Origin of the sequence: Microbulbifer sp. ALW1 (assembly GCF_009903625.1) — a bacterium.
GTDB lineage: Bacteria > Pseudomonadota > Gammaproteobacteria > Pseudomonadales > Cellvibrionaceae > Microbulbifer.
On record NZ_CP047569.1, the window covers coordinates 629,507 to 641,706 of the forward strand.

A 12,200-nucleotide genomic window follows, 5' to 3' on the forward strand; every position below is an offset into this window, starting at 1 on the left:
TTAATTACTGAACGCCATTTGGGCGAGTTTTTTCAGGTGTGCGGATAGTCCCCGTGGCCATTGTTCAATAATGCGAAAGAAGGTGTTTTCATCGCCGTTTTGCAGGGCCGCGAGCGCACTGTCATAACCCGGCAAGGATTTACCCAAAGCGATGATCGAGCGTCTTGTCGCTTCACGCGCTGTGGTGGTGTTACCCGGGCCCCTCGTTTCCGCCCTCTCCGCCGTTTTCGGCCAAGCGTCGGACGCCGTGTTGGCCGCAAAACCCGGGGCTGTTGTTATGGCGCTGTCGATCAGGCTTTTGATTGCGGCAGCCGGGTTGGCCGCGTTGGATTCAAGCCACGCCTGCTGACGTTGATTCAGCCTCAACAGGCGGTACAGTTCGTTACCGGCACCCCTGTCTGTTTCAGGGACATCGTCGGAGTGGCCATTTCCGCGTGCTTCCTGCAGTGCCGGTAAGCGTGCCAGCAGCTCCTCCTCACTACCGCTGAAATCCACTTCTACCGGATCACTGCTTTCGTCATCAAAGATCAGCACGGAATCCAGTTCCGCACCGCTCAAGCTTCGCTTTAGCTGGAGGGCGACACTGCTGATGTGACCCTGCGCAACACGTTGATGACCGCTGAATGCACTGACGCTGCCCGACGTATTATTGTTTTGAGTTCCCAAAGCACCCAACCTTTATTGACCAATCGGTTAGGTATTTTAACCAGGTTGATACTGCCAGCAGAAACCCGATGAGTTTTTTCACGCCAGTTGTTGGCGTTTATTTCAGTTAAAAAAAACCCCCGGTACTAGTACCGGGGGTTTTGGTAATTTCTGTTAGGTGTCGACTGAACGACGACCGTCAGAATTGAGATGATCGTTAGAATTGATAGGTAACACCCACCGATGCGGTGCGCGGGCGATTAGCGCGAGCGCCATCCGGCGCGCGGTTGATGATCGCCTGATCATCCATCAGATTGTCGACTTTCAGGTAGCCGGCAAAGTCTTCACTGAAATCGTAGTGCGCGGCAGCATCCACGACCCAAACGGATTCGGTATGATCAAATCGATCGGTATTCCCCCGGTTACAGCCGTTGTTGACACACATATCGTCCTGGTAGGCGGCGCTCAGGTTCAGTCGCCAGCTGGCGCCACTATCAATGCCTGTGGTTACCGCGAATACGCTTTCCGGCAGATAGGCAAAATTATCGCCCTTCGCGAGTCCTTCGCTGCCGCCGGAGGCAATGTAGTCCAGGCTGTCTTTACTGATCTCAGCGTCGGTGTAGGTATAACTCGTCTGCAGCGGAATCAACCAGCCGTTCGTCAGCGACCACTGGGTGCCCAGGCTGGCTTCGAAGCCCCGAATGATGGATTCACCCAGGGCATAGCTGCCACTGTCATTGCCATTAACGCAGGGAACTGCTACCGAGCAGTTTTGCACGGTGCTCTCATAGTCGCTGTAGAAGGCAATGAGTTCTGCTGCCAGGTTGCCGTTGTCGAAGCGTGCGCCCCATTCGTAGTTGGTGGACAGGTCACCGGCCTCACCGTCGGAGGAATCGCCACCCGGAGGGGCAAAGCCGCGGTGGACACCCGCCAGCAGGGTCACGGCTTCGGTCAGCGTGTAAGTCATCCCCAGACCTGGAAGCCACTCGTCCAGCGCATTGGAAAGGCTGCTGCCCTTCTCGGTGCGCTCCTTGTCCTGGTAGCGCTGCTGGCCGGTTTTAATGTCTTCGTAACGCAGGGTCGCAGTCAATGACAGGCGGTCAGTCAGCACCACCTGGTCGTAAACAAACAGGGAAGTGGCGTCCGCATCTTCCACCCGGTTATTGCTGGCGCTGACATCGCCGGTATCCAGATACACCAGCTCACCATTTTCCTGGCGGTAGTTTTCGGTGGGCTGATAGCGGTCGACTTCGTCTTGGTGTCGTCGCAGGCCGAACTCCAGGTCGTGCTGCACTTCGCCAGTCTTCAATTGCCAGTTAGCGCTTACTTGCATGCCGCGCGCCATATAGCTGCGATCGTTGTGCTTTATCCCGAAATCGTAGTCCATGGTGCCGTCCAGAATGGCCTGGGCGTCGGCGTCTCCCCCATTGGCATCACTGATCAGGCCGCCCAGGCTCACCTTGAACCAGTCGCGCTTGAACTTGTTGTAGTAGGCCTGGGTGTTCACACTGAAGCTATCGCTAAGCGCAATGCTGTGATTCAGCTGTATGGTGCTGTGGCGGTTCTGCATTTCGTCCAGGGCGCTGATGCCATAGCGGCGATTGGGGTCGGCGGCGAAGTCGGCGTCGGAGAGCCCAAGATAACTCATTCCTGAATCTTCTTCGGAATACTGTAATTTGACATCCAGCTGCTGCGCGTTGGCTGCGCCTTCGGACGACTTCAGGCGCCCTTTCAGCAGGTAGTCCTCCTTGGCGATATCCGCCTCACCGGCACGGTCGATATCGCGGAAACCTTCGGCTCGTTGCTGGTGGGTTTCCACCAGCCAGCCGGTGGTGTCGCTGCTGCTGCCGTAGTAGGTATGCAGGCGATTTTCCCCGTACTGCCCCGCTTCCAGTTTTACCGCACCGGCGCTGCTGGTGGGGATTGGGGTGCTGATCATGTTCACCGCGCCACCCACGGTGAAGGGGCCGTATTTCAGGGTTGCCGGGCCCTTCAGCACTTCAATGCTGTCCAGGCGACCAGCGGTGGGGAAGTAGTAGGCTTCCGGGCCCGAGTAAGGCGCCGGCGCCACCAGCACGCCATCTTCCATCAGCGAGATTTTGCCAGAGCGGCCACCATCTGCGCCCCGAATACCGATATTCGGGCGCAGGCCGTAGCCGTCTTCCTCGCGCACATACACACCGGGTACCGCGCGAATCATGCGGTTGATATCCACATATTCGAATTTTTGCAGGTCTTCCGCACTGACCAGATGTGCGGATCCAGGGAGTTTCTTCACTTCCAGTTCAGAACCGAGCACTGAAATGGTTTCCAGGACTTCCGATTCTTCGGCACTGGCGGCTTGGCCAGAAAGTCCGGAGGCAAAGGCGATGGCAACAGTGATCGGGGCGAGGGGAAATCGGCGCACGGGCTCTCCTTATCTATTCGCAAGACTCACTCGTAAGAGCTGTTATTGGTCTGGCGTCTCATCATCGTGTTTATTAATGAGAACGATTATATTTTTTTATAACATAATTGTCAGGGTCTGCTTTCCACTTTTTTACAGACTGGCGTTCCAATTACTCTCTGAAGACAAGGTCACTAATTGGGAGCGGCAAAATGGCAGATTAAAATTTGGCGCTAACTCTGCACCAAAACGGAGGGGCTATGCTGAGACCGCTTCAGGAATCCGATGTCGAACGCCTGTCACAGCTTTGGCTGCACCTGGCCTGTAGCAACCACCCGAGTTTGCCGGTGAGGTTCTGGATGGCACAGGCCCGGGCACTCAGGCGTGAACTCTCCTCCAAGTGCCGCAGCCGCACTGCTAGTTCGGAATGCACCGGCGGCAGCAGCCACTGGGTCTACACGCGCCCGGGAAGTGACATTGCCGAGGGACTGGTGACCATCAGCGACAATCTGCGGGTGGAAACCATCTTTGTTTCCCCTGGCGAGCAGCGGCGTGGTGTAGGTAGTGAGTTGATGGCGCAGGCAAAATTCGGCCGCATCCAGCTGGAGGCCCGTGTACTCGAAGAGAACCTGCACGGTCGCTATTTCCTGCAACAGCACGGCTTTTCAGAAACAGGACGTTCGTATAACAAAGCCGCAAACCAGGACGAAATCCACATGAATTGTCGGGTGGCCTGAGTTTGGGTTGCCTCAGGTCTGACGACGCCAGAATAAGGCGTTATGAGTAAATGGGCGCAGCATAAAAAAGCCCGATCGGCGTATGCGGATCGGGCTTTGCAGCATCTGGTGCTGGGCGGGAAACAGCGGACTTAAACGTCCAGGTTCTCCACCGCCAGTGCATTGCTTTCAATAAACTCGCGACGGGGTTCTACTTGATCGCCCATCAAGGTGGTGAAGATTTGGTCCGCAGCGATGGCATCCTCCACGGTTACCTGCAGCATACGGCGGCTCTCCGGGTTCATGGTGGTATCCCACAGCTGCTCCGGGTTCATCTCACCCAGCCCCTTATAGCGCTGGATACTATAGCCGCGACGACTCTCATTCATCAGCCAGGTCAATGCTTCCGGGAAGTTGTAGACCGGCTGTTGTTTTTCACCGCGCTGGATAAAGGCGCCCTCTTCCAGCAGCCCCTGCATCTTCTCACCCAGACCGCAAATGGCCCGGTACTCGGCGGAGTCAAAGAACTCATGACTCACGGTATAGCTGCTGCTGACACCGTGGGCGACGATATCGACTTTCGGCAGATACAGGTTGCGCTCACTGTCGAGGACCGCAGAGACCTGGTGGCGACGGCCACCGCCTTCCCCTTCCTGCTCCAGCTGCTCCTGCATCTGTTCTGCCCACTGCTCCATTGCGGCCTGAGACTGCAGGTCTTCGGTTTTGACCGTCGGCAGGTAAACCATGCGCTGCAGGACTTCCTGCGGGTAGAGGCGCGACAGGCGGTCAATGGTGGCCATGACCGAGCGATACTCTTTTACCAGAGATTCCAGTGCGGTACCGGACAGGCCCGGCGCTTCCGGGTTTACAAACAGGGTGGCGCTTTCCAGTGCCGCATTGGTGAGGAACTGGGTCAGGGCGGCCTCGTCTTTGAGGTATTGCTCCTGTTTGCCCTTGCCGATTTTGTACAGCGGCGGCTGGGCAATGAAAATGTGGCCGCGCTCGATCAGCTCCGGCATCTGACGGAAGAAGAAGGTCAGCAGCAGAGTCCGGATGTGCGCACCGTCCACGTCCGCATCCGTCATGATGATGATGGAGTGGTACCGGAGCTTGTCCGGGTTGAATTCGCTCTTGCCGATGCCACAGCCGAGGGCGGTAATCAGGGTACCCACTTCAGCACTGGACAGCATCTTGTCGAAACGGGCCTTCTCGACGTTCAGGATCTTACCCTTCAATGGCAGGATCGCCTGGGTACGTCTGTCCCGCCCCTGCTTGGCAGAGCCGCCGGCGGAGTCACCCTCCACCAGGTAGAGTTCGGAGAGCGCGGGATCTTTCTGCTGGCAGTCCGCCAGCTTGCCGGGCAGACCGGCGATATCCAGCGCGCCTTTACGGCGAGTCATTTCGCGCGCCTTGCGCGCCGCTTCCCGGGCGCGTGCGGCATCGATCATCTTGCCGACAACCGCCTTGGCTTCCTGGGGGTTTTCCAGCAAGTAGTCGTTGAATGACAGCCCCATTTCCTGCTCGACCGCCGGTTTTACTTCCGAGGAAACCAGCTTGTCTTTGGTCTGCGATGAGAACTTCGGATCCGGAACCTTGACCGAAATGATCGCGGTCAGGCCTTCACGGGCATCGTCACCGGTAGTGGCGACCTTGTCTTTCTTGCCCACGCCCTCTTTTTCAATGTAGTTGTTGAGTCCCCGGGTCAGGGCCGCACGGAAGCCCGCCAGGTGGGTACCGCCATCCCGCTGGGGGATATTGTTGGTGTAGCAGTAGATATTCTCCTGGAAGGAGTCGTTCCACTGCAGCGCCACCTCTACGGCAATACCGTCTTCGCGCTGGTTCTGGAAGTGCAGTACCTTGTTAATAGGGGTCTTGTTCTGGTTCAGGAACTCGACGAAAGCGCGCAGGCCACCCTCATACTCGTAGACTTCCTCTTTACCGCTGCGCTCGTCCTTCAGCACGATACGCACGCCGGAATTCAGGAAGGACAGCTCACGCAGGCGCTTCGCCAGCTGTTCGAAGTGGAATTCGATGTTGGAGAAGGTGTCTGCTGAGGGCTTGAAATGGACCGCGGTACCGGTGCTGTCAGTGTCACCAATGACAGCCAGGGGCGCGTCAGGTACACCGTGGCGGTATACCTGCTCATGAATTTTGCCACCGCGACGAATGGTAAGTTTCAGCTCTGCCGACAGGGCGTTTACTACCGATACACCCACGCCGTGGAGACCACCGGATACCTTGTAGGTGTTGTCATCAAACTTACCGCCAGCGTGCAGTACGGTCATGATGACTTCCGCGGCAGAAACCCCCTCTTCCGGGTGCATTTCGGTGGGAATACCACGGCCATTATCGGAAACACTGACGGATTCATCCGGGTGGATAGTGACTCGAATTTCGTCGCAGTGGCCGGCGAGTGCCTCGTCAATGGAGTTATCCACTACTTCGAACACCATGTGGTGCAGGCCGGTGCCATCGTCGGTATCGCCAATATACATTCCCGGGCGCTTGCGCACCGCATCCAGGCCCTTGAGTACCTTGATGCTACTGGAATCGTAGTTATTCTCTTGCGACATTCTGTTGCTCCATTAACGCCGGCGTTAGCCTGGCCTTCTTCGTCTCAATATTCGGCGGTTGTTTTGTTTACTGCTAGCGGGCCAGACCTTACTTCTACCAGCCCTTCCAACCGATCAATTCTGTAACTTGTTACTCTTGGTCGCCCTGCTGCTCTGGCCAGCGGGAAACACTCCCATGTTCCACGTGGAACATTCTGGGGTGAGACCAGGGGAGCGGCAGCTTTCTCCAGGGCTCGGCAGTCACTGCAGTATCGATACCAGTAACCAACACCTGACTGGCACAATCACTTACCCAGCGGGCAAATAACAGCTGATTCTCGTCATCCAGTTCCGACGGCAGGTCATCCACCAAAAACACCGGTCTCTGGTTCCTGTCAGCATCGATCACCGCGGCCATGGCGGTTCTCAATGCACAGACCGCCATTTTTTGCTGGCCCCGGGAAAGCACGTCGTGTGCCGGTTGCCCGTGAATGGTGAATCGCAAATCGGCCCTGTGCGGCCCCACCCGGGTAAAACCCTGGTTCAGGTCACCTTCCAAAGATTCGGAAAGTGAATCCGCAAGACGAAGCCCCTTTTTCCAGCCACTGCGGTACTTCAATTCCAGAGACCCGAATACCGATGGTGGTAAATCTTCGAGCCGCTTCCTAAAAAGTTGCTGCAGTCTCGTAAAGACCTCTCGGCGATGCTCGTCGACCAATTCACCACTAGCGACCAGCTGCTGGTCCCAAGGAGCCAGTAAATTAGAGTCGATTTTACCACGACGAAGCAGTGCATTGCGCTGCTTCAACGCCGTTTGATACGCCTTCCAGTGCGCGGAAAATGAATGTTCCACGTGGAACACTGTCCAGTCCAACAACTGCCGACGAACACCCGGGCCACCATCAAGCGCGGCGAAACTGTCACTATTGATGACCTGAAGGGGTAAGCAGGCCGCAAGCTGAGAACTGGATTCTGCAGGCTCCCGATTGATCCGGATTCGCCCCTGACCATCCCTGCGCTTTTCAATCCCAAGGGACAGGCCATCCATCAGTCGCCCGAATACCGAAAGGCTGTCGAGCTCGTAGGAAATTACGGTCTGACTCTGGCGCGACCGGAAAGACCGGCCGGTACCCAGCATATGCACCGCTTCCAGCAACGACGTTTTACCACTACCGTTTACCCCGCAAAACAGATTGACCGCAGGCGCCAGATCCAAATCTGCCGAGGCAATATTGCGAAAGTTGTTCAACAGCAAACGACTCAATGCCATGAAGAACACCTCGGAGCCGCCGGGAAAATGCGACACAAAGTACCGCAACCAATAACAAAAAACCGCCACCCCTTGGGGGCGACGGTTTTTCGTGTACTTGCGCTGTCGTGCTGGATACTGAAAAAGACCAAAATCAGAAGCACCAACCGAACAGGAAAATCAAAGGCGCATGGGCATGATGACGTAAACCGCATCGCCCTGTTCCGGCTGCTGCAGCAGCGCACTGCTGTTGGCATCACCAAGACCGATACGAATCTGATCGCTGTGAATCGCTGCCGTGACATCCAGCAGGTAACCCACGTTAAAGCCGATCTCCAGCGCATCGCCGTGGTAATCCACCATCAACTGCTCTTCAGCCTCTTCCTGCTCCGGGTTGTTTGCCACTATCTGCAGCAGCCCTTCGGACAACTGCAAACGCACACCGCGGTATTTTTCATTGGAAAGGATCGCTGCACGCTGGAACGCCTGACGCAGAGCCAGCCGATCTGCAAATACCTCATTACCAGTGCCGCGGGGCAGAACACGCTCGTAATCCGGGAACTTACCGTCGACCAGCTTGGAGGTGAAGGTGAAAGGACCGCTGTTTACGCGAATATGGTTATTACCCAGCACCACTTCTGCAGGGGTATCGCTGTCTTCCAGCAGGCGCGCCAGCTCCAGAACCCCTTTGCGCGGCACGATTGCCTGAATGGGAGACTCAACATTCAACCCGGGCGCTTCGCGATCGCAAAGCGCAAGGCGGTGGCCGTCAGTGGCGACCGCACGCAACTGTTGCGGACGACATTCCAGCAGCAAACCATTCAGGTAATAGCGTACGTCCTGCTGTGCCATGGCAAAACCGGTAGCCTCAATCAGGCGACGGATCTCGCGCTGGGAGATATTGAAACGGCTTTGTGCGGTAGTCTCTTCCTGGTTCGGGAAATCGCTGGCTGGCAGGGTGGAAAGCTGGAAACGGCTGCGACCACTGCGCAAAACCAGGCGCTCACCATCGCGCTCGAACTTCAGCTCGGCGCCGTCCGGCAAAGAGCGACAGATATCCAGCAATTTGCGCGCCGGAACCGTGACCTCGCCTTCCATTTCTGCCGGCTGGTCCAGCTGCAGGCGGCCGACGATCTCCACCTCCAGGTCGGTGCCGGTGAGCGAAAGCTCCTGTCCTTGCAGCTGCAGGAGAACATTGGCCAGCACCGGCAGGGTCTGGCGCTTTTCCACCACACCAGCGACCAGTTGCAGCGGCTTCAAAAGGGCATCACGGCTTACGCTAAATTTCATAATTATTGCCTTGATATTGGTCTAGTCGTTGTTTTCAACGGTGAGCCACTCAAAACCATGGCTACACCGGCAAGTTCATCCGTCAATAAACGTCAGGTTGTCAGGGAGCGCGTCAACAGCCGCACATCTTCACGAATATCCCCGTCGGACTCCTGCAATTCCTTGATTTTGCGGCAGGCGTGCAACACGGTCGTATGATCCCGGCCGCCGAAAGCATCACCGATCTCCGGCAAGCTGTGGTTGGTCAACTCTTTTGCAAGAGACATCGCCACTTGCCGTGGGCGCGCCACAGACCGACTGCGCCGCTTGGATAACAGGTCGGCCACTTTTATCTTGTAATACTCCGCCACTACGCGCTGGATGTTGTCCACACTGACCAACCGGTCCTGCAGAGCCAACAGGTCTTTCAGCGCCTCGCGCACCAGAATATCGTCAATGGCGCGACCGGTGAACTGGGCGTTGGCGATCACCCGGCGCAGCGCCCCCTCGAGCTCCCGCACATTGGAGCGAATACGCTGGGCAATAAAGAACGCAGAGTCGTGAGGCAGGTCTACCCCGACCTGCTCGGCCTTCTTCATCAGGATAGCTACACGGGTTTCCAGCTCTGGTGGCTCGACCGCCACCGTCAAACCCCAGCCGAAGCGGGACTTGAGGCGCTCTTCCAGGCCATCAATCTCTTTGGGGTAGCGATCACAGGTAAGAATGATCTGCTGCCCGCCCTCCAACAAGGCGTTGAAGGTGTGGAAGAACTCCTCCTGGGAGCGCTCCTTGCCGGCAAAAAACTGGATGTCATCGATCAGCAGCGCATCCACCGAACGGTAATAGCGCTTGAAGTCGCTGATTGCATTGAGCTGAAGCGCCTTCACCATATCCGCCACAAAGCGCTCGGAATGCAGGTAAACCACTTTGGCATTGGGGTTGCGGTCGACCAGCGCATTACCAACAGCGTGCATCAAGTGGGTCTTGCCCAGGCCCACACCGCCGTAAATAAACAGCGGGTTATAGGCACCACCGGGGTTATCAGCAATCTGCTGTGCCGCCGCCAGGCCCAGTTGGTTCGACTTACCTTCCACAAACGAAGCAAAGGTAAAACCGCGGTTCAAAGAGCTGCCGTGCTTGATCGCCCCCTCAACTTCCACCTTGCGCTGGCCGGAATTATTCACCGGCGCGGCAATCACCTGGCTACCGGAATGCAGATCCGCCGGCAGCCGCTCGGCCGCGGTCAATGAATCGACACCGGCTTCTTCCGCCGCGAGATTGTTATGTACTTCGGAAGAAACAGGTGACGAGAGCGGCGATACAGATCCGCCTCGTCCACTCGACACGGACCGCCCCACCCCATTATCACTGTAACCGCCGGCATTACCCTGCCCTTGCGGAGCCCCATATTGAAAGCTGGATTGATAACTGGGTACCGGGGCACTCTGCGAGGGTGCCGGTGCAGAAAAACTGCCCGCGGAGGGCGAGCTACCATAATCGTTGCCTTGACGGGCAGAGACACGGGAGTCGTAATGCCCTTCTGGGCCAGCGCCCATACCGGAAAGGTTACGGCGAAAACGCGAGGTGCGACGATCCATCGCTACCACTTCGACCAGCAGGGAGCGACCAGAAAACTGTTGCGCCAGTTCACGAATACGATCGAGAAACTTATCGCTTACCCAATTGATGATAAAACGATTTGGCGCCACCAAGCGCAGCTCCCCCTCGGAACTGTCGTCACTGACGCGCAGTGGCCGAATCCAGGTATTGAACTGCTGCGGTGACAGTTCGTCCTGCAAACAGGCAGCACACTGCTTCCAAACGGAATCAGACAAGGAACCCCCTAAAAGACGGATCGAGGTGCGAAAAAGCCAAAAAAACAGGCATATCCCAAAACGCCGGGCAGCACCTCAAAGAAGGCCGACAGTATATCGGTTGCACCCCGGGTTATCCACAAATAATACGACTTTTACCGATCACGCCCGCTGGGAAAGCCCTGTAATATCAAACACTTGAATAATTTTCGTGCGACCAGTGATCCAGCCCTGCAAAAGTTATCCACAGATAATTGTGGATACCTTGGGGTAAACCGGTGCACCGCAAGGAATACCCGAAGCAATACAAGGGCTTACACCTTTCGCACCTGATTGACGCCCGATACCACCGGCTACACCTTATATATAGAAGGGGCAATGTCCGCGGGAACAGCGCGGGCATTTCTCTGTGCTTAATCGGGCATTTCCGTTGATTTGATTGGTTTGTTTCTATACAATCCGCCGCCTTCGCTGCGCATAGCCCGCTTCGAAGGAGTGCCTCCAAGGCTTTCCCCAGGGATTCCGGAGAGGCGTGCCGCATTTACGGGCTAGAGCCGCAAGCGGCCCAGATTCGTAAACTTCCAGGACATAACTCCGGGACATAACTCCAGGTAGTAACACCATGAAACGTACATTTCAGCCCAGCAACTTGAAGCGTAAGCGCACCCACGGTTTCCGTGCTCGCATGGCCACCAAAGGCGGACGCAAGGTACTTGCCCGTCGTCGTGCCAAAGGCCGTAAGGTTCTGTGCGCATAAGTTTGCCGCTTAGCGAGCAACCTTTTACAACGCTCTGAATCACTATGCAGTGCCCACGCAGCGACTTCGCATTCGCCAAGCCGCTGCGGCTGCTCAATGCGGCGCAGTATCGCGCCGTATTTGATAGTGCCCCGGTCCGCGCGGCACAACCTCAATTTCTGATCCTCGCCCGCCCCAACGATCTCGGTCACCCGAGACTCGGTCTGGTCATCGCCAAAAAACACGTTCGCAACGCCTGCGACCGCAATCTGATCAAGCGCATTGCCCGCGAAACCTTTCGCCTGCAACAGCACCAGCTTTTTGCACTGGACGCCGTGGTACTCGCACGCGCCGGCGCTGGTGAGCTCGACAGCGCCGCACTGGCCAAGGTGTTCAACAAGCTTTGGCGTAAACTGGATCAACGGGCCCGTAATCCGCAACCGGATAACGGCCAGAACAACAAACCCCGGGCGAATCAGGGGCGCAAGCCAAGGCGCGGCGGCAAGTCCAGGACCAGCGCCCAACCCCAGCCGCCGAACACTTCGACGAGCGGGGACCAGCAGTGACCTGGTTGGCTATCCGGCTGATTCATCTGTACCGCCTGATTGCCAGCCCCTGGGTCGGCAATCAGTGCCGCTTCTACCCCACCTGCTCCCGTTATGCTGAAGAAGCATTAAAAACCCACGGATTCTGCAAAGGGGGTTATTTAACGGTGCGCCGCCTTATAAAATGCCACCCTTGGCATCCAGGCGGCCTGGATCACGTCCCTCCCGGCCCGCAACCCACCAATAAACCTCCGGCGGCCGACTGACCGCCGCCGCAATAAGGCTATC

The 12,200-nt window shown here is 56.9% G+C and carries 10 protein-coding genes; 4 read left to right on the forward strand and 6 right to left on the reverse strand.

Going from position 1 to position 12,200, the window contains the following annotated elements; translation table 11 throughout:
* Both GRX76_RS02535 and GRX76_RS02540 read right to left on the reverse strand, forming a co-directional pair.
* Positions 1-666 carry a DUF2239 family protein gene (locus GRX76_RS02535; RefSeq protein WP_160151863.1) on the reverse strand — a complete coding sequence of 222 codons (666 nt, stop codon included), beginning with the start codon at positions 664-666 and terminating at the stop codon, positions 1-3.
* Between the two features lie 196 nt (positions 667-862).
* Complete coding sequence (locus GRX76_RS02540) at positions 863-3,052, reverse strand: TonB-dependent receptor domain-containing protein (RefSeq protein ID WP_160151864.1); 2,190 nt, start codon at positions 3,050-3,052, stop codon at positions 863-865.
* 239 nt (positions 3,053-3,291) lie between these two features.
* On the opposite strand from GRX76_RS02540, the gene GRX76_RS02545 reads away from it, so the two are divergent.
* Complete coding sequence (locus GRX76_RS02545) at positions 3,292-3,768, forward strand: GNAT family N-acetyltransferase (protein WP_160151865.1); 477 nt, start codon at positions 3,292-3,294, stop codon at positions 3,766-3,768.
* A 131-nt stretch (positions 3,769-3,899) separates the two neighbouring features.
* Here the strand turns inward: GRX76_RS02545 and gyrB are convergent, their stop codons facing one another.
* The 4 genes from gyrB to dnaA form a co-directional block, all read right to left on the reverse strand.
* Positions 3,900-6,320, reverse strand: coding sequence for a DNA topoisomerase (ATP-hydrolyzing) subunit B (gyrB, locus tag GRX76_RS02550; RefSeq protein WP_160151866.1), 2,421 nt, complete (start codon positions 6,318-6,320; stop codon positions 3,900-3,902).
* A gap of 130 nt (positions 6,321-6,450) precedes the next feature.
* Positions 6,451-7,569 carry a DNA replication/repair protein RecF gene (recF, locus tag GRX76_RS02555; RefSeq protein ID WP_160151867.1) on the reverse strand — a complete coding sequence of 373 codons (1,119 nt, stop codon included), beginning with the start codon at positions 7,567-7,569 and terminating at the stop codon, positions 6,451-6,453.
* A 159-nt stretch (positions 7,570-7,728) separates the two neighbouring features.
* Entirely contained in the window at positions 7,729-8,838 is a 1,110-nt protein-coding gene (gene dnaN / locus GRX76_RS02560; RefSeq protein ID WP_160151868.1) for a DNA polymerase III subunit beta, read from the reverse strand.
* Between the two features lie 92 nt (positions 8,839-8,930).
* On the reverse strand, positions 8,931-10,652 hold the full coding sequence (gene dnaA / locus GRX76_RS02565) for a chromosomal replication initiator protein DnaA (protein WP_160151869.1): 1,722 nt from the start codon (positions 10,650-10,652) through the stop codon (positions 8,931-8,933).
* A gap of 601 nt (positions 10,653-11,253) precedes the next feature.
* Between dnaA and rpmH the strand changes: the two genes are divergently transcribed.
* Genes rpmH through yidD form a run of 3 tightly spaced genes read left to right on the forward strand, consistent with a single transcriptional unit; the run spans position 11,254 to position 12,178 of the window.
* The gene (gene rpmH / locus GRX76_RS02570; protein WP_160151870.1) at positions 11,254-11,388 is read left to right on the forward strand and encodes a 50S ribosomal protein L34; all 135 of its coding nucleotides are present in this window, start codon (positions 11,254-11,256) and stop codon (positions 11,386-11,388) included.
* Positions 11,389-11,432: 44 nt separating this feature from the next.
* Positions 11,433-11,933, forward strand: coding sequence for a ribonuclease P protein component (gene rnpA / locus GRX76_RS02575; RefSeq protein ID WP_160151871.1), 501 nt, complete (start codon positions 11,433-11,435; stop codon positions 11,931-11,933).
* Positions 11,930-12,178 carry a membrane protein insertion efficiency factor YidD gene (gene yidD / locus GRX76_RS02580; RefSeq protein ID WP_160151872.1) on the forward strand — a complete coding sequence of 83 codons (249 nt, stop codon included), beginning with the start codon at positions 11,930-11,932 and terminating at the stop codon, positions 12,176-12,178. Before rnpA ends, yidD begins: the two co-directional genes overlap by 4 nt.
* Positions 12,179-12,200: the final 22 nt, after the last annotated feature.

Bases quoted from the DNA above. Each gene is read 5' to 3' on its own strand.
- GRX76_RS02545 (WP_160151865.1), top strand. From the start codon at position 3,292: ATGCTGAGACCGCTTCAGGAATCCGATGTCGAACGCCTGTCACAGCTT.
- gyrB (WP_160151866.1), bottom strand. From the start codon at position 6,320: ATGTCGCAAGAGAATAACTACGATTCCAGTAGCATCAAGGTACTCAAG.
- rnpA (WP_160151871.1), top strand. From the start codon at position 11,433: ATGCAGTGCCCACGCAGCGACTTCGCATTCGCCAAGCCGCTGCGGCTG.
- dnaN (WP_160151868.1), bottom strand. From the start codon at position 8,838: ATGAAATTTAGCGTAAGCCGTGATGCCCTTTTGAAGCCGCTGCAACTG.
- rpmH (WP_160151870.1), top strand. From the start codon at position 11,254: ATGAAACGTACATTTCAGCCCAGCAACTTGAAGCGTAAGCGCACCCAC.
- recF (WP_160151867.1), bottom strand. From the start codon at position 7,569: ATGGCATTGAGTCGTTTGCTGTTGAACAACTTTCGCAATATTGCCTCG.